Genomic DNA, 20,027 nt, shown 5'->3' with positions numbered 1-20,027 from the left:
GTCTGACAGTTCCGGGCACCGAACCATGTCGATCGACTCGACTTGGCTTCGGTGCCCGAACTGTTTCCTCGACCTCTCGCCCGTCGACGACCGCACCTTCGGGTGCGCGACGGGGCATCGATTCGACCGGTCGAAGCACGGGTTCCTGACGCTGCTCCCTCCGAAGGCACCGCGCACCGTCGGCGACGATCCCGGGATGCTGCGCGCCCGCGCCGATCTGCTCGGCAGCGGCGCCTACACGCCGATCTCGGACGCGCTCATCGAGGCCGTGCGGTCGGTGTCGGACGCCCCGCAGACCCGGGCGGCCGGTGAACCCGGTTCCGCGCTGCGCGTCGCCGATCTCGGGTGCGGCACGGGCCATTACTCGGCCGAGCTCGCGCGTGCGCTGCCCGAGCTCGGGTTCCTCCTCGCGGACCGCTCCCCCGACGCGGTCCGCGCGAGCCTGCGGGCGCTCCCCGCAGCCACCGGCGTCGTGCTCGACATCTGGCGGCCCCTCCCGCTCCGAACCGGCTGCGTCGACGTCATCCTCAACGTGTTCGCCCCGCGCAACCTCGACGAGTTCGCACGAGTCCTTCGCCCAGGAGGCACCCTCCTCACCGTGGTGCCGACCGAACGGCATCTGCAGAAGCTGCGTCGCGAGGGCCTCATGCTCGACATCCCCGGGGGCAAGTCGTCACGGCTGATCGAACAGTTCGGGGCGCTCGGCTTCACGACGGACTCGACCACGGCGATCGAGTATCGGCTCGAGGCAGATACCGCGACGCGGCTGCTGCTCGCGGACATGGGTCCCTCGGCGCACCATGCCGAGACGCTTGCGCAGGATGCCGCGGACGGCAGCGCGAGCGCCGAGACTGCGGTACCCGTCACGGTCTCGGTCGAGCTGCTTCGCTTCACTCTCGCAACCCGCGGCTGAGACGTCTGGCACGCGTGACGTGCGCGGACCGGTGCCCAGACTCCATACTGGCGGCGTGGATGACTGCTGCAGCGCCGGCGACGGGTCGAATGGCCGCACCGGCGCCGGGAACGAACGCTACGACACCGTCTTCGACGAGCGGTTCGCCGAGCGCATCGCACGCCAGTACACCAAGCGGGGTCTCACGGCTCCGGAGCGCCGTATCGTCGACTACCTCGTCGACGAGGTCGGCGTCGACGGCGCGCGGATCCTGGAGATCGGCGGCGGGGTCGGTGAGCTGCAGCTGGCGTTGCTCGAGCGCGGCGCCTCGAGCACGGTCAACCTCGAGCTGTCCGCGGCCTACGAGACCACCGCGAGCCGACTCGCATCCGAAGCGGGCGTTGCCGATCGGATGACGAGGACAGTCGGCGTCGACCTGGCCGAGCGCCCCGACGCGGTCGGCGCCGCCGACATCGTCGTCCTGCATCGCGTGGTCTGCTGCTATCCCGATGCCGACCGCCTGCTCTCCGCCGCGGCGGATCGCGCGACCAGGGCGCTCGTCTTCAGCCACCCACCGAGGAATCTGATCAGCCGGACCGGTGCGTTCGCAGTCAATCTGATGATGCGACTCGTCGGGCGGAGCTACCGCGGATTCATCCACTCTCCCGAGGCCATGGTTGCGGTGCTCGCCGCGCATGGGCTGCAGCCGGACTACCGACACCGCGATCTCTCGTGGTGCATCGTGGGGGCGCGACGTTGAGCCGAACTCGGGAACAGACGACGAAGCCCCCGGCACCTCTGAGGTGCCGGGGGCTTCGAATGCTCGGAGATCAGCGAGCGAAGTTGCCGCGGTAGTACTCGTAGACCCAGCCGACGAGGCTGATAAGGCCGATGCCGACCGCGATGAACGAGATCCAGAACCCGACCGCGAGACCGAGGAACAGGAGCGCGGCAGCGCCGGCGAGCATGATCGGCCACCAGCTCCACGGGCTGAAGAAGCCGAGCTCGGCGTCGCCGTCGTCGATGTTGGCGTCGAGGCGGTCCTCGGGCAGCTCAGCGCCCTGGGCCTTGTGCACGCGGCTGAGGTAGAACGCGATGAACCCAGACAGGATCGCGCTCAGGCTGATCGCGACGGTGCCCGCCCACTCGGGGTGGTTGAGCCCGTGCGAGGCGTTGTCGGCCCAGCTCCAGGCCGTGTAGACCCCGGCCATGATCACGAAGAAGACCGTCAGGATCCAGAACAGGATGACGTTGGCGCGCATTACTTGATCTCCTCCGTGGCGGCGTCGTACGTCGGTGCCTGAGGGGCATCCTTCGCGGGACCGATGCCGACGGGGATACCGGCCTCGGGGTGATTCAGGTCGAACGCGGGACGCTCGGAGCGGATGCGCGGGATCGACGTGAAGTTGTGTCGCGGCGGCGGGCAGCTGGTGGCCCACTCGAGCGAACCGCCGTAGCCCCACGGGTCGTTGACCGTGACTTTGGGGGCACGACGCGCCGTGATGTAGACGTTCAGGAAGAACGGGATGAGGGAGATCGCGAGGATGCCCGCGCCGATCGTCGACAGCTGGTTCATCCAGGTGATGTTGTCTTCGGGCAGGTACGAGTAGTACCGGCGGGGCATCGCCACGACACCCAGCCAGTGCTGGACGAGGAAGGTCGTGTGGAAGCCGATGAAGAGCAGCCAGAAGTGCCACTTGCCGAGCGTCTCGTTGAGCATCTTGCCGGTCCACTTCGGCCACCAGAAGTAGAAGCCGGCGAACATCGCGAACACGACGGTGCCGAAGACGACGTAGTGGAAGTGGGCGACGACGAAGTAGGTGTCGGAGACGTGGAAGTCGAGCGGCGGCGAAGCCAGGATGACGCCGGTCAGACCACCGAAGACGAACGTGATGAGGAAGCCGAGCGACCAGATCAGCGGCGTCTCGAAGGTGATCGAGCCGCGCCACATCGTGCCGACCCAGTTGAAGATCTTCACACCGGTCGGAACCGCGATGAGCATCGTCATGAGGGCGAAGAACGGCAGCAGCACCGAACCGGTGACGTACATGTGGTGGGCCCACACGGTGACCGAGAGGGCCGCGATCGCGATCGTCGCGTAGATCAGGGTCTTGTAGCCGAAGATCGGCTTGCGGCTGAAGACCGGGAAGATCTCGGAGACGATGCCGAAGAACGGCAGCGCGATGATGTACACCTCGGGGTGGCCGAAGAACCAGAACAGGTGCTGCCACAGGATGACGCCGCCGTTGGCGGGGTCGTAGATGTGGGCACCGAACACGCGGTCGGCGGCGGCCGCGAGCATTGCGGCGGCGAGGACGGGGAACGCCATCAGCACGAGGATCGAGGTGACGAGCGTGTTCCACGTGAAGATCGGCATGCGGAACATGGTCATGCCGGGGGCGCGCATCGTGATGATCGTCGTGATGAAGTTCACCGCACCGAGGATGGTGCCGAAGCCCGAGAGGCCGAGACCGATCATCCAGAGGTTGCCGCCGACTCCCGGCGAGAAGGTGGTCGACGCGAGCGGCTGATAGGCGAACCATCCGAACGACGCGGCACCCTGCGGGGTGAAGAAGCCGGCGACCGCCATGAGCGAACCGAAGTTGAAGAGCCAGTACGCGAAGGCGTTCAGACGCGGGAACGCCACGTCGGGCGCACCGATCTGCAGCGGCATCAGCACGTTCGCGAAGCCCGCGAACAGCGGGGTGGCGAACATCAGCAGCATGATCGTGCCGTGCATGGTGAACAGCTGGTTGTACTGCTCACGCGTCTGGATGAGCTCGAGGCCGGGCTCGAACAGCTGGGCGCGGATGATCAGCGCCATCACGCCGCCGATGCAGAAGTAGATGAAGGCCGTGATCAGGTACATGTACCCGATGACCTTGTGGTCGGTGGACGTGATCCACTTCACGAGGATGTTGCCCTTGCGTTCGACCTTCGAGGCGCCGAACGGCAGGCTGCTCGACTGAGGTCGAGCCGGTGCGGTCGTGGTGCTCATTCGGCTTCGTGCTCCTCATTCAGTTCAGGCGCGCCCGTGCCGGGCAGGTTCTGATTGCGATCGAACTCGCTCGACAGCTGGCCTTCCTGGCCGGCGTCGCGGAGCGACTCGATGTAGTCCTCGTACTCGGCCTCGGAGACGACCTCGACGTTGAAGAGCATGAGCGAGTGGTACTCGCCGCAGAGCTCGGCGCACTTGCCGGCGTAGGTGCCCTCGCGCTCGGGGACGAACGACATGTAGTTCGTCTTGCCCGGGAACATGTCCTTCTTGTACAGGAAGTCGACGACCCAGAACGAGTGGATGACGTCGCGGGATTCGAGTTCGATCTCGACGTTCTTGCCGACGGGCAGGTACAGGGTCGGCAGCTCGGACTGGACGAGCGAGCCCTTGGGGCCCTCGTCGTCGAGCTGGCCCTGGATGCCGGGCGAGTAGACGTCTTCGTTCACATAGTTGAAGTCCCACGCCCACTGCTTGGCGATGACCTCGACCTTGACGTCGATCTCGTCCTCGGCGAAGCGCTGCTCGATCGCCTGCTGGTCGCGCGCGGTGAACGCGAAGAACCCGAGCACGAGGATGAGCGGGACGATGGTGTAGAACACCTCGATCGGCATGTTGTAGCGCAGCTGCACCGGGAGGCCGGTCTGGCCCTTGCGGCGGCGGTATGCGATGACCGCCCAGATCGTCAGACCCCAGGTGATGATGCCGACGATGAGCAGCACGATCCACGAGGTGACCCACAGGCCCGAGATTCGCTCGGTGTGGTTCGTGACCGGTGCCTCGCCTTCGACGAAGCCGGGGAGGAATCCGTTCAACTGAGCCTGCGTGCACCCGGCGAGTACGAGGCTGAGTGACGCTGCGATCGGGATTGCAGCCCATCGGAGACGGCGATTGTGGCGCACCGGTGACCTTTCGGGAGACTCGAAGGCGCTTCACAGCGAAGCGCGTTGATCGTTGTCTAGCCTACTCCGACTCCGCACCCGAGGTGTGCATCCGGGGCCGGTGTCGGGCGTGCCGCGCCGCGGAAATCCGGTTCGATCTGCAGAAAACACGAAAGGAGGCCGCTTTTCGCGGCCTCCTTTCGGCGGGATGGGGTATGGCTCAGTGGAACGAGTCACCGCACGCGCAGCTGCCCTGCGCGTTGGGGTTGTCGATCGTGAAGCCCTGCTTCTGGATCGAGTCCTCGAAGTCGATCGAGGCGCCGTCGAGGTAGGGCACGCTCATCTTGTCGACGACGACCTCGACGCCCTCGAAGTCGACGACGGCGTCTCCGTCGAGCAGGCGCTCGTCGAAGTACAGCTGGTAGATCAGCCCCGAGCAGCCGCCGGGCTGCACTGCGACGCGCAGACGCAGGTCGTCGCGGCCCTCCTGCGACAGCAGGCTGCGCACCTTGTCGGCGGCGGGGTCGCTCAGCTTCACGCCGTGCGTGGTGTCGGTGATCGTGTCGCTCATGTCTCTCCTCGATGCGTCTGGAAACGCGTGATCCTCATCCAATGGTAACCGCCGCAGCCTGGCCGACGGCAGGGAGCGCTCAGGAATCTCCGTCGCGCGCGTCGAGCCGCGCGAGGAAGAGCGCCTCGGCGAGCAGTGCGCGCTGGAAGACGCCCAGGTGCAGCGACTCGTTCGGGCTGTGCGCCCGCGAGTCGGGGTCCTCGACGCCGGTCACGAGGATCTGCGCCGAGGGGAACTCGTCGACGAGCTCGGCGATGAACGGGATCGAGCCGCCGACGCCGATCTCGACCGGGGCCTTGCCCCAGGCGTCCTCCATCGCGCCGCGGGTCTCCGCGACCGCCCATCCGCTCGTGTCGACGAGGAACGGCTGCCCGGTGTCGACGTCCTCGAAGGTGAGCCGCGCACCGAAGGGCGCGTTCCGCTCGAGGTGCGTGCGGATGGCCTCGTACGCCTCCCGGGCGTCCTGGCCGGGCGCGACGCGAGCGCTCACGCGCACGCGAACCCCGGGGACGAGCGTGTTCGAGGCGTTCGCGATGTCGGGGGCGTCGATGCCGGTGATCGTGATCGACGGCTGCGACCAGATGCGGGAGAGGATCGTGTCGTTGCCGACGGGGACGACGCCGTCGAGCAGTCCCGTCTCGGCGCGGAGCTGCGCCTCGTCGTACTCGGGCGTCTCGAGCCCGGCAGAGGTGAGCCCCTCGACCGCGACGGATCCGTCGGCGGCCCAGAGCGTGTCGAGCAGCCGGATGGCCGCGAACATCGCGTCGGGCACCGCGCCGCCAAACATGCCCGAGTGCGAGGCGTGGGCGAGCGTGTCGATGCGGAGGTTGAACGCGACCGCGCCGCGCAGCGCGACGGTGATCGCGGGCGTCTCGAGGTCCCAGTTGCCCGAGTCGGCGACGATGATCGCGTCGGCCTCGAGGAGGTCGCGGTGCGCGTGGAGGAAGTTCCCGAACGACTGCGAGAGGTACTCCTCCTCCCCCTCGATGAAGAGGGCGATGCCGAGGTCGAGGTCCTTGCCGAGCACTTCGGTAAGCGCGCGGATCGCGCCGACGTGCGCCATGATCCCGGCCTTGTCGTCGGCGGCTCCGCGGCCGTAGAGGCGGTCGCCGCGGAGCGTCGGCTCGAACGGCGCCGAGTCCCAGTCCTCGTCGCGCCCGGGAGGCTGCACGTCGTGGTGCGCGTAAAGCAGCACGGTCGGCCGGCCGTTGCGGGCGGCGCGGTGGGCGATGACGGCCGGGGAGCCGAGCTGCGGGTCCTCGTCGTTCTCGGCGCCGGCGACCGGCGCGCGACGGACGTCGACGAGGTCGAAGATGTCGAGGCCGCGCACGAGTTCGGCGACGGCCTCGGCGCTCGCCTGGAGGTTGGCGGGGTCGAAGGCGGGCCACGACACCGAGGGGATCTTGACGAGGTCGGTCAGGTCGGCGATCGTCGACGGGAATCCGGCGGCGACGGCCGCACGGATCGCCTCGACCTGCGGGTTCGCCGCATCGGCTCCGGCGACAGTGGGGAGAGAGTCGGTCATGCCGGTAATCTTAAGGGGAACCGATTCGAGGACCCCGTGGCAAAGCAACCCAACAGCACCGAGCAGCCGAGCGCCGAGACGCTCGAAGAGACCCAGGCACGACTGAAGAGCGGCGGCAAGGGCGCGCCGACTCCGACGCGCGCCGAGCGCGAGGCCGCGAACAAGCGCCCCCTCGTGCCCAACGACCGCAAGGAGGCGGCGAAGCAGGCGCGTGTGAAGGCCGCCGACGCCCGTGAGAAGGCTCGCGTCGGCATGGCGATGGGCGACGAGCGCTATCTGCCCGCCCGTGACCGCGGCCCGCAGAAGAAGTACGTGCGCGACTACGTCGACGCGCGCTTCAGCATCGGCGAGGTGCTCATCCCCGTCATGTTCGCGGTCATCGTGCTGACGTTCATCCCGAGCGCCGAGGTCCAGGCCATCGGCATCATGTCGCTCTGGGCGTTCTTCCTCGTCGCGGTGATCGACGTGATCATCCTCGGCCAGGTGCTGACCCGCAAGCTCGCGGCCAAGTTCGGCGCCGACAAGGTCGAGAAGGTGCGCTGGTACGCGGCGATGCGTGCGCTCCAGCTGCGCGCCCTGCGCCTGCCCAAGCCGCAGGTCAAGCGTCGTCAGTACCCCGCCTGACCGATTCGAACACCGAGGATGCCACGTGGCCGGCCGGCCACGTGGCATCCTCGCGTTTCGGCGACGTCAGGAGCGCTGGTAGGCGCCGCGACGGATGAGCGGTACCCGCACCTCTTCGTCGCTGAGCGACCCGTGCTGGCCGATCATGGACTCGGCCTGCCGGTCGGCGGCCCGTCGGTCGTAGTAGGCGATGCCCGACCGCGCGGCCACGAGGAGGTCGCCGATCCGGGGCTCGACCTCGGGAGCCACCTCGCCGAAGAGCCCAGCGGCGATCGCCTCCTCGCGCGTCGCCACCCACGAACGCCCCGACTCCGACGCGCGCCAGTGCTCGACGAGCCGCGCGCGCGACGCCGCATCGAGGGAGTCCTCGAAGTAGAGCTGGAGGAACCGGGGCTCGCCCCCGACGTGGCGGACGCCGTCGACGAGCTCGGGCTTCGCGTCGATGAAGACGTGCCGGTGCGCGGGGACGTCGACCACGCCGTGATCGGCGGTGACGAGGAGGCCGGTGCCCCGTGGCATCCGCCGTTCGAACGATGCGATCTCGGCGTCGAGCTGCTCGAGGAGCCCGAGCCAGCGGTCCGACTCCCAGCCGTCGGCGTGGGCCGCCTGATCGAGTTCGGGGATGTAGAGGTAGACGAGCGCCGGCGCTCCCCCGTCGAGCACGCCGAGCGCGGCCTCGAAGCGATCGGCCATGGTCAGGCCCGGGACGTAGCGCGCTCCGCGCAGCACCGCGCGCGTGAAGCCGGAGTCGGCGTAGCGCGGAGCCCCGATGACGACGGCGTCGACGCCGTCGGCCGTGGCCGCCTCGAAGAGCGTCGGCCGCAGCTGCCACGTCTCGGGGCGCATGCCGGCGTCCCAGCCGTTGAGCTGGTTGACGAGCCGGTCGTGGGCGCGGTCGAGGGTGCGGTAGCCGACGAGTCCGTGGGCGCCGGGCATCGCGCCGGTCGTGAGGCTCGCGAGCGCCGCCGCGGTCGTCGACGGGAGGACAGTGGAGACGACATCGCGCTTCGCCATGGCGCCCGCGAGATGGCGGGCGTGGCCGGCGCGCTGGCGCAGGTTCGCCGCGCCGAGTCCGTCGACGAGCACGACGACCGCGCTGCGGGCCGGTGCGAGGCCGAGCGCGTTCGACACCCCGGTGAGGCTCGCGAGCGAACTGTCGAGCACCGCGGTGAGGCGCGGGGCGGTGTCGGCGGGCACCGGTAGCATGGCAGACATCGCGCCCAGTCTGGCACAGGCCGGGCGCGCCCCCGTTCCCCCGCGTGCTCCGCACGCACGGCCCAGAAACGACGGATGACCCGAGCCACATCGCAGCCCGCCGACGAACCCATCGTCGAGCGCATCGAAGACGTCGACGTCGCCACCGAGATGCAGGGCTCGTTCCTCGAGTACGCCTATTCGGTGATCTACTCGCGAGCCCTGCCCGATGCCCGTGACGGCCTGAAGCCCGTGCAACGGCGCATCCTCTACCAGATGAGCGAGATGGGCCTCCGGCCCGAGAAGGGTCACGTGAAGTCGGCCCGCGTCGTCGGCGAGGTCATGGGCAAGCTCCACCCGCACGGCGACACCGCGATCTACGACGCGCTCGTGCGCATGGCGCAGGCCTTCACGCTGCGCGTGCCGCTCATCGACGGCCACGGCAACTTCGGCTCGCTCGACGACGGCCCCGCCGCCCCGCGCTACACCGAGGCGCGGCTCGCCTCGACGGCGCTCGCGATGACCGAGGGCCTCGACGAGGACGTCGTCGACTTCGTGCCGAACTACGACAACCAGCTCACCCAGCCCGAGGTGCTGCCCGCGGCGTACCCGAACCTGCTCGTGAACGGCGCCGCCGGCATCGCCGTCGGCATGGCGACCAACATGGCCCCGCACAACCTCATCGAGGTCGTCGGCGCCGCCCGCCACCTCATCGCCAACCCCGACGCCACGCTCGACGAGCTCATGGAGTTCGTGCCCGGCCCCGACCTGCCCACGGGCGGCACGATCGTCGGCCTCGCCGGCGTCAAGGACGCGTACGCGACCGGTCGCGGCAGCTTCAAGACGCGCGCGAAGGTCTCAGTCGAGCAGATCACGGCGCGCAAGACCGGGCTCGTCGTCACCGAGCTGCCGTATCTCGTCGGCCCCGAGAAGGTCATCGAGAAGATCAAGGACGGCGTCAACGCCAAGAAGATCAACGGCATCTCCGACGTCACCGACCTCACCGACCGCACCAACGGACTGCGGCTCGTCATCGGCATCAAGACCGGCTTCAGCCCCGACGCGGTGCTCGAGCAGCTCTACCGGCTGACCCCGCTCGAAGACTCGTTCAACATCAACAACGTCGCCCTCGTCGACGGCGGCCCCCAGACGCTCGGCCTGCGCGAACTCCTGCAGGTCTACGTCGGCCACCGCATCTCGGTCGTCACGCGCCGCTCCGAGTACCGCCTCGCACGTCGTCGCGAACGGCTGCACCTCATCGAGGGCCTGCTCATCGCGATCCTCGACATCGACGAGGTCATCCAGCTCATCCGCGGCTCCGACGACACCGCCGCCGCCCGCAGCCGCCTGATGGAGGTCTTCGACCTCAGCCAGGTGCAGGCCGAGTACATCCTCGAACTGCAGCTGCGCCGCCTGACGAAGTTCTCGCGCCTCGAGCTCGAGACCGAGCGCGACAAGCTGCGGGCCGAGATCGCCGAGCTCGAGGCGCTGCTCGCGAGCCGTCACCGCATCGAGGCCCTCGTCTCCGACGAGCTCGCCGAGACCGCCGAGCGCTACGGCACGCCTCGCCGCACGCTGCTCACCGATGCGCGCCCGTCGATCGCCGGCGCCGCGGCGAAGCGTGCGGCCGCGGCCGCACTCGAGGTGGCCGACGTGCCGTGCCGGGTCATCCTCTCGGTGACGGGCCGCATCGCGCGCGTCGACCTGCCCGAGGGCCCCGACGGCGCGCCGACGATCACGGTGCCCGCCCGCCGCAGCAAGCACGACGCGATCGCGTCGACGCTCGCGACGACCAGCCGGGCCGAGATCGGCGCGGTGACGAGTCGAGGCCGGCTCATCCGGTTCACCCCTGTCGACCTGCCGATGCTCCCGCCGACCTCCGTACAGCTCGGTGCCGGCGTGAAGGTCGCCGACTACCTCGCGCTCCCCAACCGTGACGAGCGGGTGCTCGCGATCGTATCGCTCGACGCCGATCGTTCGATCGCGCTCGGCACGAAGCAGGGCGTCGTGAAGCGCGTCGCGACGGGTGCCTACCCGAACAAGCCCGAGTTCGAGGTCATCGGCCTCAAGGCCGGCGACGAGGTCGTCGGCGCCGTGCAGGGCGATGAGAGCGATGAGCTCGTGTTCGTCGCCTCCGACGCGCAGCTGCTGCGATTCTCGGCCGCCTCGGTGCGCCCGCAGGGCTGCCCCGCCGGCGGCATGGCGGGCATCAACCTCGGTTCGGGCGCGCACGTGATCCACTTCACGAGCGTGTCGGCCGACGAGACCGCCGACTCCGTCGTCGTGACCGTGGCCGCTTCGACCGACACCCTGCTCGGCACCGACCCGGGCAGCGCGAAGGTCAGTGACTTCGCCGAGTTCCCGGCCAAGGGCCGCGCGACCGGTGGCGTTCGGGCACAGCGGTTCCTGAAGGGCGAGGACGCGCTGCACCTCGCCTGGGTCGGCCCCTCCCCCGCACTCGCCGTCGGGCCCGACGGCAGCACGCGCGAGCTGCCCGACTCAGGCGCGAAGCGCGACGGGTCGGGTCAGCCGCTCGAGTCGGTCGTCGCCGCGGTCGGTCGCCGGGTCGGCTGACGGTTCGAACCGAAGAAGGAGGCGGGCACCCGATGGGGTGCCCGCCTCCTTCGCTGTTCGGAGTGCGACCGATGTGGCTTGGGACGGTCGAGCTTCGCAACGGTCGAGCTGCGCGGCCGGTCACCGCGGCGCGCAGCTCGCAGCGCGCCTCAGGCGTCGATGCGGTCGCGCTCGAGCGCGTCGGAGCTCTCGATGATGAACTCCTTGCGGGGGGCGACCTCGTTGCCCATGAGCAGCTCGAAGACCCGCCCGGCGCTCTCGGCGTCGCCGATGCCGACCCGCCTCAGCGTGCGGTGCCGCCGGTCCATCGTGGTCGTCGCGAGCTGGTCGGCGTCCATCTCGCCGAGACCCTTGTATCGCTGGATGGGGTCCTGGTAGCGCTTCTTCTGCTTGTCGAGGCCCGCCAGCACGCCCTTCAGCTCGGCCTCGGAGTACGTGTAGATCGTCTCGTTCGGCTTCGTGCCGGGGTTCATCACGACGACGCGGTGCAGCGGCGGCACGGCCGCGAAGACGCGCCCCTCCTCGATCATCGGACGCATGTAGCGGAAGAAGAGGGTGAGCAGCAGCGTGCGGATGTGCGCACCGTCGACATCGGCGTCGGCCATCAGGATCACCTTGCCGTAGCGGGCCTGCGCGAGGTCGAAGCTGCGCCCCGACCCCGCACCGATGACCTGGATGATCGAGGCGCACTCGGCGTTGCCGAGCATGTCGGCGACGCTCGCCTTCTGCACGTTCAGGATCTTGCCGCGGATCGGCAGCAGCGCCTGGTGCTCGCTGTCGCGGGCGAGCTTCGCGGTGCCGAGCGCCGAGTCGCCCTCGACGATGAAGAGCTCGCTGTGCGCCACGTCGTTCGAGCGGCAGTCGACGAGCTTCGCCGGCAGCGAGGAGCTCTCGAGGGCGTTCTTGCGGCGCTGGGTCTCTTTGTGGGCGCGCGCGGAGATGCGCGACTTCATCTCGGCGACGACCTTGTCGAGCAGCAGTGCGGACTGCGCCTTGTCATCGCGCTTCGTCGATGCGAACCGGGCACCGAGCTCTTTGGTGAGCACGCTCGAGACGATGTTGCGCACGGCGGGCGTGCCGAGCACCTCCTTCGTCTGGCCCTCGAACTGCGGTTCGGGCAGGCGCACGGTGATGACGGCGGTGAGGCCGGCGAGCACGTCGTCCTTGTCGAGTTTGTCGTTGCCGGCCTTCAGGCGGCGCGCGTTCTGCTCGACCTGCTGGCGCAGGAACTTGAGCAGGCCCTGGTCGAACCCGGTCTGGTGCGTGCCGCCCTTCGGCGTGGAGATGATGTTGACGAACGAGCGCACGACGGTGTCGTACCCGGTGCCCCATCGCAGCGCGATGTCGACCTCGCAGGTGCGGGTGAGCTCGGTCGGCACCATCGCGCCGCCCTCGCTCAGCACGGGCACGGTCTCGGTGAAATTGCCGGAGCCGCTCAGACGCCAGATGTCGGTGATGCCCGAGTCGGGCGCGAGGTGGTCGACGAACTCGGAGATGCCGCCCTCGAACTGGAACGAAGTGGTGTGGGGGGTCTCGCCGCGCTCGTCGGTCACGTCGATCGCGAGGCCGGGGACGAGGAAGGCGGTCTGCCGGGCGCGCCCGAGGAGGTCGTCGGTCTGGAACTCGGCGCCCTTCGTGAAGATCTGGCGGTCGGCCCAGTAGCGGATGCGGGTGCCGGTGACGCCCTTCTTGACCTTGCCGATGACGCGGAGTTCGCTGCGCTCCTCGAAGGGGGTGAACGGCGCGTCGGGCGAGGGGGCGCCGGAATCGGCGAAGATGCCCGGCTCGCCGCGGTGGAACGACATCGCGTAGGTCTTGCCGTCGCGGTCGACTTCGACGTCGAGCCGCTCGGACAGTGCGTTGACGACCGAGGCGCCGACGCCGTGCAGGCCGCCGGAGGCCGCGTACGAGCCCGAGCCGAATTTGCCGCCGGCGTGCAGCTTCGTGAACACGACCTCGACGCCCGTGAGTCCGGTCTTCGGCTCGACGTCGACCGGGATGCCGCGGGCGCGGTCGCGCACCTCGACACTGCCGTCGGGATGGAGGAGGACACCGATCTCGGAACCGTGGCCCGCAAGGGCCTCGTCGACCGAGTTGTCGATGATCTCCCAGACGCAGTGCATGAGACCGCGCGAGTCGGTCGAGCCGATGTACATGCCGGGGCGCTTGCGCACCGCCTCGAGCCCTTCGAGGACGGAGAGGTGGCGGGCGGAATAGTCGGAGCTCACGTCGAACAAGCCTAGTGAGCGTCACCGACACCGTCGTGCAGGCGCTACGCGCTGAGCGAAATGCCCGGCGACATGGAAGGGAGCCGCTCCCCCACGTGTTTTCATTGATGAACGGACATTCATGAGCACGGAGGAGGAGCCATGACCCAGTACACCGAGACCACCGGTGCGGTCGATGAACTCGAGACCCCCTACGAGCTCACCGCGCTCGACCGCTGCGACGCCTGCGGCGCGCAGGCGTACATCCGCGTCGTCGTCGCGAGCGGCGAGCTCCTCTTCTGCGCCCACCACGGTCGCAAGCACCAGGAGAAGCTCTCGCAGATCGCGCACAGCTGGCACGACGAGTCGAGCCGCCTGCTGGCCGACGACAAGCGCTGAGCGCCACCGAACGCACGAAGAACGCCCCGGGTCATCCCCGGGGCGTTTCTCGTTGCAGGGTGGCTTTGCGCTGCGGCTGAGCGGTCAGACGGCGGATACCTCGACGCCCGCCGCACGCAGCTGCGCGGCTCGCGCCGCCGCGGCGTAGCCGTCGACCTCGCCGGCCCGGCCGCCCGGAGCGTACGAGAGCCCGGCGCGCTCGGCCATGATGCCGAGCAGGTGATCGGCGAATCCGGGGTTCTTCGCGAGCACCGGTCCGTGCAGGTGCGTTCCGAAGACGGCGCCCATGACGACGCCCTCCTGGCCGGAGTCGCGGCCGTTGCCGCCGCCCGAACGCACACGGCCGAGCGGCGAGCCCTCCGCGCCGAGGTAGTCGCGCGCGTGGTTCTCGAATCCGACGAGCGTGCCGAGGAGCGGCGACTTCACGACGAGGTCGCCGGTGACCCGCCCGTCGCGGGGCACGGCGCGCCCCGGCAGGATGCCGAGGCCCTCGATGCTGCGGCCGCCGCCGGTCTCGATCCCCCAGCTGAGCAGCTCCCAGCCGGTGCCGATCGCGAGGATCGGTACGCCCTCGGTGCCCCACTGGCGGAGTTCGTCGTGCAGCCCGAGCAGCGCTTCGCGACTCGTCTCGAGGGAGGCGTCGCTGCCCGAGCCGAGCACGACCGCGTCGACCCGCGCAGGCAGGGCCGAGTGGTCGTCGACCGCCACGACCTCGGCCTCGAGGCCGGCCCATCGCGCGCGCTGCGCGAGCACCGTGGAGTTCTGCGCGTCGCCGTTGGTGTTCTGCAGTGTCGGCAGGAGGGAGACGATGGTGAAGGTCATTCCGTTCCCGTCAGTCCGAGGTGGGCGCGCGTGCGGCGCATCGAGTCGGCCGAGAAGACGATCGTCTTCACGCCGCGCTCGGGTGCGGGCGCCGCGAGGAAGTCGTCGAGGGCGATCCCGAGCTCGGGCTCCACCCGGTCGATCTCGACCCCGTCGTACGCGAGCATGAGCGCCGCCTCGGCGGCCTTCGAGCCGCTGACGATCCGCACACGACCCAGTGACGAGGCGTCAGCCGGCCAGAAGTACGAGGGATCGCGCACGTCCGAGCCGATCGCGAACAGGATGTCGCTCGTGCCGTGCTCGATGCTGTCGACATTGAGCTGGTAGCTCGCCGGGTTCTGCACGAGCACGAACTCGACCTCCTGGCCCCGCACGGTGACGCGCTCGCCGCGACCGAAGACCGCCGGGATCGCGCTGAGCGCGTTCGCGGCCGTCTCGGGCGAGAAGCGTTCGCCGAGCACGGCGCGCGCGGTCTCGTAGGCGCAAGCGGCGTCGACGGCGTAGTGGATGCCGCGGGCCGGCAATCCGGCTCGCACCTCCGCACCGCGGTCGTCGAACACGACCTCGCGACCCTCGACCGCGTCGATGACGAGCCCGGCGCCCGCAGCGAGGCGCCGCGCGGCGGTCTCGGTGTACCCGAGCCCGCGCGGGGCCGAGTCGAGCACGGCCCGGGAGACGCCGAAGCGATGCACCGCGACCTCCGGTCGCAGCTTCGCGGCGAGCCGCTCGAGGTACGCGTCGTCGGCGTTCACGATGACTGCCTCGCCCGCACGTGCCGCGATGCGGCCGAGCATGCCGGCGACCATCTCGGAGTCGTGGAAGCGGTCGATCTGGTCGACCATGACGTTCGTGAGCGCGACCACGCGGGCGTCGACGCCCTGCATGACGAGCGCACCGTGACCCTCGTCCATCTCGAGCACCGCGACCTCGCCGGGCACGCGGCCCCGCCAGTCGGCCTGCTCGAGCAGCGCAGAGGTGAGCCCTTGGCTGATGTTCGCCGTCGACGGGTTCGTGAAGACGTCGACGCCGTGCTCGCGCAGGATCGCGACGAGCATCTTCGTGGTCGTCGACTTCCCGGCCGACCCCGACACGACCACGAGCCCCTGCGGGAAGCCCGAGAGGGTGCGCTTCAGGTACTTCGGGGCGACGCGGTTGACGACGAGCCCGGGAACGGCCGAACCGCCGCCCGGCTTGCGCAGCCGGGCGGCGAAACGGGTGAGTCGGCCGACGAGGATCGCCGGCGCGTAGCGCACCGGCGGCCTACTCGAGGTAGTCGCGCAGCGACTGCGACCGCGACGGGTGGCGGAGCTTCGCCATCGTCTTCGACTCGATCTGGCGGATGCGCTCGCGCGTCACGCCGAAGGTGTCGCCGATCTGGTCGAGGGTCTTCGGCATGCCGTCGCCCAGGCCGAAGCGCATGCGGATCACGCCCGCCTCGCGCTCGGAGAGCGAGTCGAGCAGCGACTCGAGCTGCTTCTGCAGCATCGTGAAGCCCACCGCGTCGGCCGGTACGACCGCCTCGGTGTCCTCGATGAGGTCGCCGAACTCGCTGTCGCCGTCCTCACCGAGCGGCGTGTGCAGCGAGATCGGTTCGCGGCCGTACTTCTGCACCTCGATGACCTTCTCGGGGGTCATGTCGAGTTCGCGGCTGAGCTCTTCGGGCGTGGGCTCGCGGCCCAGGTCCTGCAGCATCTGGCGCTGCACGCGCGCGAGCTTGTTGATGACCTCGACCATGTGCACGGGGATGCGGATGGTGCGGGCCTGGTCGGCCATCGCGCGGGTGATCGCCTGGCGGATCCACCACGTCGCGTACGTCGAGAACTTGAAGCCCTTGGTGTAGTCGAACTTCTCGACCGCACGGATGAGGCCCAGGTTGCCCTCCTGGATGAGGTCGAGGAACTGCATGCCGCGACCGGTGTAGCGCTTGGCGAGCGAGACGACGAGGCGCAGGTTGGCGCCGAGCAGGTGGCTCTTCGCGCGCTGGCCGTCCTTCGCGACCCACTGCAGCTCGCGACCGAGCTGCGAGCGCTTCTCGGCGTCGGTCATGGCCGACAGCTTCTCCTCGGCGAACAGGCCCGCCTCGATGCGCATCGCGAGCTCGACCTCTTCGGCTGCGTTCAGGAGCGCGACCTTGCCGATCTGCTTCAGGTAGTCCTTGACGGGGTCGGCCGTCGCGCCCGTGATCGCGGACGAGTAGACGGGCACCTCGTCCTCGTCGTCGGCAGCGCGGAGCACGAGCGCGCCCGTGGGGTGCGGCTCGACCGCGATGGGCTTCGCGTCGTCGTCGCCCTCGTCGGCGCCGTCGACCTCGACCTCGTCGAGTTCGACCGGCTCGACCTCGTCCTCATCGTCGTCGGACGCCTTGCCCTTCGCCTTCGCGCGCGGCTTCGCGGCGGTCTTCGCCGTCGCGGTGCGCGGCGTCTTGGACGCGGTCGTCGTCTTCGCCGCAGCCTTGGCTGCGGGCGCCTTGGCGGGGGCCGACTTCGCGGCGGTCTGGCGCTTCGCGGCAGGGGCCTCAGCCTCGCCGGCCGCCTTCGCCTTCGTCGTTGCCATACGTTTGAACCTCTCCTACCGTCGGCCGGCGTGTGCCCTCGTCGGAGGGCGCGGCTCGAGCTGTCGGTCCGGTCGTTTTCGGACACTATGAGGACCCATGTCAAGTCCGCGTGATGACACGACCTCGATCGTGCCCGCGGACCCGAACGGGTCCTGCCTTAATTATACAGCTCCGCAGCCGCGTGCACGCACATGCGACACCCCGGCGTTCACCAGTGGTCAACGCCGGGCGGCGCCCGGGAATTCCTTGCTCGTCAGCCCGCGCGCGGCGGTTCGTCGTCGCGCGATCGGCGGAACGCGAGGAACTTCTCGAGCTCGGCGGCGATCTCGTCGGCGCTCGGCAGCTCGCCGTCCTCGTCGGTGAGCGGCGACCGCAGCGTCGTGCCCTCCATGTAGGCGTCGTGGCGCTCCTCCAACGTGCCGACGAGCTTCGCGAGCTCGCCGTTCTCGCCCACCTGCTCGTCGATGCGCCCGAGGAACTCGCGGCCCTGCTCGCGCAGCGCGTCGGTCGGGAAGATGCGGCCCGTCGCCGCGCTGATCGCCTCGAGTGCGGCCACGGCCGCCGACGGGTACTCGGCGTCGGCGAGGTAGTGCGGGATCAGGAGGACGAATCCAGTCGTCGGATGGCCGAGCTCGACCAGGCGGTACTCGATGAGGTGCAAGGCGTTCGACGGCACCTGCGTCGTCGGCCGCCACACCGACATCGTCTCGATGAGCTCCTCGCGGTTGCCGCTCACGGTGACCCGGATGGGCCTGGTGTGCGGCACCGGCATGGGGATGGAGTTCACCCAGGTCGTCGAGGAGACCTGGAACTCGTCGACGAGCAACAGCACCGCGGCGCTGAACTGCTCCCACCGGAAGTCGGGCTCGAAGCCGGTGAGCAGGAGGAACGGGCGACCGAGCTCGTCGTGCGCGAGCTCGAGCGCCAGCCGCGGCGGGGTGTAGTCGCTCAGGTGATCGCCCTCGAAGAGGATGATCGGGCGGCGGGCACGGTAGTCGAGGAGCTCGTCGATGTCGAACGTCGCGACGACGGTCGTGTCGAGCGTCTCCCGCAGGTACTCGGTCGTCTGCGCGACCGCCCCGCCCGCATCGGCGGAACCGGTCAGGCCCGCGACGAGCGGCAGGCCCGGCGGCACCGACACATCGGCGTTCAACTCGAAGAGGGAGCGGGGATCGCGCATGATTCCAGCCTAGTGACGCTGCTCGGGGGGCCTCCCGAACCCGGCGTCGGGCGTTCATGCCCAGAGCGAACACGTACCATCGGGAGTCATGACCGTTCCCACGCTCTCCGTCACCTCCTCACCCGCAGCCGACGCCGACGTCGACGTCGCGCTGCTCGTCGCAACGAAGGGTGCGGACGGTCCCGAGCTGATCGCCGCCGACGGATTCGAGTGGGTCGTCCCCCAGCTCGTCGCGCTCGGCGCGACCGGCGCGAGCGAGGAGCTCACGCGGATCCCCGGTCACGAGGGCGGCGCCCGCGTGGTCGCGGTCGTCGGCGCCGGCGAGCAGGCGGATGCCGCGAGCGTCCGCCGTGCCGCGGGCTCCGCCGTCCGCCGCCTCAGCTCCACCGAGTCGGTCGCGATCGCCGCGGCCGTCGACGACGCGGGGGTGGCCGCGGCACTCCTCGAGGGCGCGGCCCTCGGTGCGTACGCGTACAACGAGTACCGCGGCGACGCGAAGCCCCCGGTCGCGCGGATCGCGCTGCACAGCGGGTTCGCCGCGGGTGAGATCGGCCTGGAGCGGGTCCGCTCGGTCGTCGCCGCGGTCGCGCGCACGAAGGACCTGGTCAACGCCTCGCCCTCGGAGCTCTACCCCGAGACCTTCGCCGCGCTCGCCGTCGAGGCCGCGACCGCGGTCGGCGTGACGAGCAAGGTCTGGGATGAGGCCGCGCTCGCGGGCGACGGGTTCGGCGGCATCGCCGGCGTCGGGCAGGGCTCCAGCCGGGGTCCCCGGCTCGTGCGCCTCGAATGGGCTCCCGACGGGGCATCCACCCATGTCGCCTTCATCGGCAAGGGCATCACCTTCGACTCGGGCGGCCTCTCGCTGAAGCCGATGGCATCGATGGTCGGCATGAAGACCGACATGGCGGGCGCCGCGGCCGTGCTCTCCTCGATCGTCGCGATCGCGGAGCTCGGTCTGCCGATCCGGGTCACCGGCTGGCTGTGCCTCGCCGAGAACATGCCCTCCGGCACGGCGATCCGGCCGAACGACGTCCTGCGGATCCGGGGCGGCAAGACCGTCGAGGTCGTGAACACCGACGCCGAAGGCCGGCTCGTGCTCGCCGACGCACTCGTCGCCGCGAGCGAGGAGCAGCCCGACGCCATCATCGACGTCGCGACGCTGACCGGCGCCCAGGTCGTCGCGCTGGGCCACCGCATCACGGGGCTCATGGGCGACGACGAGCTCGTCGCCCGGGTCCGCGCCGTCGCCGACGCCGTCGACGAGACCACCTGGCCGATGCCGCTGCCCGCGGACCTGCTGCCCCTCCTCAAGTCCGACGTGGCCGACCTCATGAACACGAAGCTCGGCATGACCGTGCCCGGCATGCTGCTCGCGGGCGTCTTCCTGCAGCAGTTCGTCGGGAAGCAGGACGGCTCTGAGAAGCGGATCCCGTGGGCGCACCTCGACATCGCCGGCCCCGGTCACAACGGCGGAGCCGGGTGGGGATTCACCGGGACGGGCGCCACCGGAGCGGCCGTCCGCACCCTCGTCGCACTGGGCGAGGAGCTCTCCGCCAAGTAGTAAGGTCATATGGGCGAGAACGTCGCCCATATGCCTGCCGCGGCGACA

Annotated in this window: 17 protein-coding genes and 1 pseudogene; 7 read left to right on the top strand and 11 right to left on the bottom strand. The window is 69.7% G+C overall.

Annotated elements, in window-relative coordinates:
* Positions 1–25 precede the first annotated feature (25 nt).
* From ACFVTR_RS10230 to ACFVTR_RS10220, 3 genes and pseudogenes are all read left to right on the top strand, one after another.
* Positions 26–112 (top strand): annotated as a pseudogene (locus ACFVTR_RS10230) (hypothetical protein); the annotation flags it as partial.
* 84 nt (positions 113–196) lie between these two features.
* Positions 197–913: a methyltransferase domain-containing protein gene (locus tag ACFVTR_RS10225; protein WP_387037743.1), complete on the top strand. Its 717-nt coding sequence runs from the start codon at positions 197–199 to the stop codon at positions 911–913.
* Between the two features lie 55 nt (positions 914–968).
* Positions 969–1,652 carry a methyltransferase domain-containing protein gene (locus tag ACFVTR_RS10220; RefSeq protein ID WP_387036993.1) on the top strand — a complete coding sequence of 228 codons (684 nt, stop codon included), beginning with the start codon at positions 969–971 and terminating at the stop codon, positions 1,650–1,652.
* A gap of 70 nt (positions 1,653–1,722) precedes the next feature.
* On the opposite strand, the gene ACFVTR_RS10215 is transcribed toward ACFVTR_RS10220, so the two are convergent.
* The 5 genes from ACFVTR_RS10215 to ACFVTR_RS10195 form a co-directional block, all read right to left on the bottom strand.
* A complete protein-coding gene (locus ACFVTR_RS10215; RefSeq protein WP_376945100.1) occupies positions 1,723–2,154 on the bottom strand; it encodes a cytochrome c oxidase subunit 4 in 432 nt (143 codons plus the stop codon).
* On the bottom strand, positions 2,154–3,890 hold the full coding sequence (gene ctaD / locus ACFVTR_RS10210) for a cytochrome c oxidase subunit I (protein WP_387036991.1): 1,737 nt from the start codon (positions 3,888–3,890) through the stop codon (positions 2,154–2,156). Before ctaD ends, ACFVTR_RS10215 begins: the two co-directional genes overlap by 1 nt.
* Positions 3,887–4,789 (bottom strand): cytochrome c oxidase subunit II, encoded by a 903-nt coding sequence (coxB, locus tag ACFVTR_RS10205; protein ID WP_376945096.1) that lies wholly within the window; start codon positions 4,787–4,789, stop codon positions 3,887–3,889. Before coxB ends, ctaD begins: the two co-directional genes overlap by 4 nt.
* Before the next feature lie 199 nt (positions 4,790–4,988).
* The gene (erpA, locus tag ACFVTR_RS10200; protein WP_157424487.1) at positions 4,989–5,339 is read right to left on the bottom strand and encodes an iron-sulfur cluster insertion protein ErpA; all 351 of its coding nucleotides are present in this window, start codon (positions 5,337–5,339) and stop codon (positions 4,989–4,991) included.
* A gap of 79 nt (positions 5,340–5,418) precedes the next feature.
* Positions 5,419–6,864 (bottom strand): dipeptidase, encoded by a 1,446-nt coding sequence (locus tag ACFVTR_RS10195; RefSeq protein WP_387036989.1) that lies wholly within the window; start codon positions 6,862–6,864, stop codon positions 5,419–5,421.
* Positions 6,865–6,900: 36 nt separating this feature from the next.
* On the opposite strand from ACFVTR_RS10195, the gene ACFVTR_RS10190 reads away from it, so the two are divergent.
* The gene (locus tag ACFVTR_RS10190; protein WP_157424485.1) at positions 6,901–7,488 is read left to right on the top strand and encodes a DUF3043 domain-containing protein; all 588 of its coding nucleotides are present in this window, start codon (positions 6,901–6,903) and stop codon (positions 7,486–7,488) included.
* Between the two features lie 66 nt (positions 7,489–7,554).
* Here ACFVTR_RS10190 and ACFVTR_RS10185 read toward each other — a convergent pair whose 3' ends face one another.
* Positions 7,555–8,703: an alkaline phosphatase family protein gene (locus tag ACFVTR_RS10185; RefSeq protein WP_387036987.1), complete on the bottom strand. Its 1,149-nt coding sequence runs from the start codon at positions 8,701–8,703 to the stop codon at positions 7,555–7,557.
* 75 nt (positions 8,704–8,778) lie between these two features.
* Between ACFVTR_RS10185 and ACFVTR_RS10180 the strand changes: the two genes are divergently transcribed.
* Complete coding sequence (locus tag ACFVTR_RS10180; RefSeq protein WP_387036985.1) at positions 8,779–11,256, top strand: DNA topoisomerase (ATP-hydrolyzing) subunit A; 2,478 nt, start codon at positions 8,779–8,781, stop codon at positions 11,254–11,256.
* 149 nt (positions 11,257–11,405) lie between these two features.
* On the opposite strand, the gene ACFVTR_RS10175 is transcribed toward ACFVTR_RS10180, so the two are convergent.
* A complete protein-coding gene (locus ACFVTR_RS10175; protein WP_387036984.1) occupies positions 11,406–13,484 on the bottom strand; it encodes a type IIA DNA topoisomerase subunit B in 2,079 nt (692 codons plus the stop codon).
* Positions 13,485–13,625: 141 nt separating this feature from the next.
* Here ACFVTR_RS10175 and ACFVTR_RS10170 point away from each other — a divergent pair, with 141 nt between their 5' ends.
* Entirely contained in the window at positions 13,626–13,862 is a 237-nt protein-coding gene (locus ACFVTR_RS10170; protein WP_022887733.1) for a hypothetical protein, read from the top strand.
* Between the two features lie 84 nt (positions 13,863–13,946).
* Here the strand turns inward: ACFVTR_RS10170 and ACFVTR_RS10165 are convergent, their stop codons facing one another.
* The 4 genes from ACFVTR_RS10165 to ACFVTR_RS10150 form a co-directional block, all read right to left on the bottom strand.
* Positions 13,947–14,684 carry a type 1 glutamine amidotransferase gene (locus ACFVTR_RS10165; RefSeq protein ID WP_387036982.1) on the bottom strand — a complete coding sequence of 246 codons (738 nt, stop codon included), beginning with the start codon at positions 14,682–14,684 and terminating at the stop codon, positions 13,947–13,949.
* On the bottom strand, positions 14,681–15,937 hold the full coding sequence (locus tag ACFVTR_RS10160) for a Mur ligase family protein (RefSeq protein ID WP_387036981.1): 1,257 nt from the start codon (positions 15,935–15,937) through the stop codon (positions 14,681–14,683). Before ACFVTR_RS10160 ends, ACFVTR_RS10165 begins: the two co-directional genes overlap by 4 nt.
* 7 nt (positions 15,938–15,944) lie before the next feature.
* Positions 15,945–17,237, bottom strand: coding sequence for an RNA polymerase sigma factor (locus ACFVTR_RS10155; protein WP_376945082.1), 1,293 nt, complete (start codon positions 17,235–17,237; stop codon positions 15,945–15,947).
* A gap of 254 nt (positions 17,238–17,491) precedes the next feature.
* The gene (locus ACFVTR_RS10150; RefSeq protein WP_387036979.1) at positions 17,492–18,418 is read right to left on the bottom strand and encodes a proteasome assembly chaperone family protein; all 927 of its coding nucleotides are present in this window, start codon (positions 18,416–18,418) and stop codon (positions 17,492–17,494) included.
* 88 nt (positions 18,419–18,506) lie between these two features.
* On the opposite strand from ACFVTR_RS10150, the gene ACFVTR_RS10145 reads away from it, so the two are divergent.
* On the top strand, positions 18,507–19,979 hold the full coding sequence (locus ACFVTR_RS10145) for a leucyl aminopeptidase (RefSeq protein WP_387036978.1): 1,473 nt from the start codon (positions 18,507–18,509) through the stop codon (positions 19,977–19,979).
* The last annotated feature ends 48 nt before the right edge of the window (positions 19,980–20,027 follow it).

Origin of the sequence: Agromyces sp. NPDC058126, from assembly GCF_042884595.1 — a bacterium.
Taxonomy (GTDB): domain Bacteria; phylum Actinomycetota; class Actinomycetes; order Actinomycetales; family Microbacteriaceae; genus Agromyces.
Note: the sequence above shows the minus strand (reverse complement) of the source record. Positions and strands in the feature narration are given on the sequence as shown.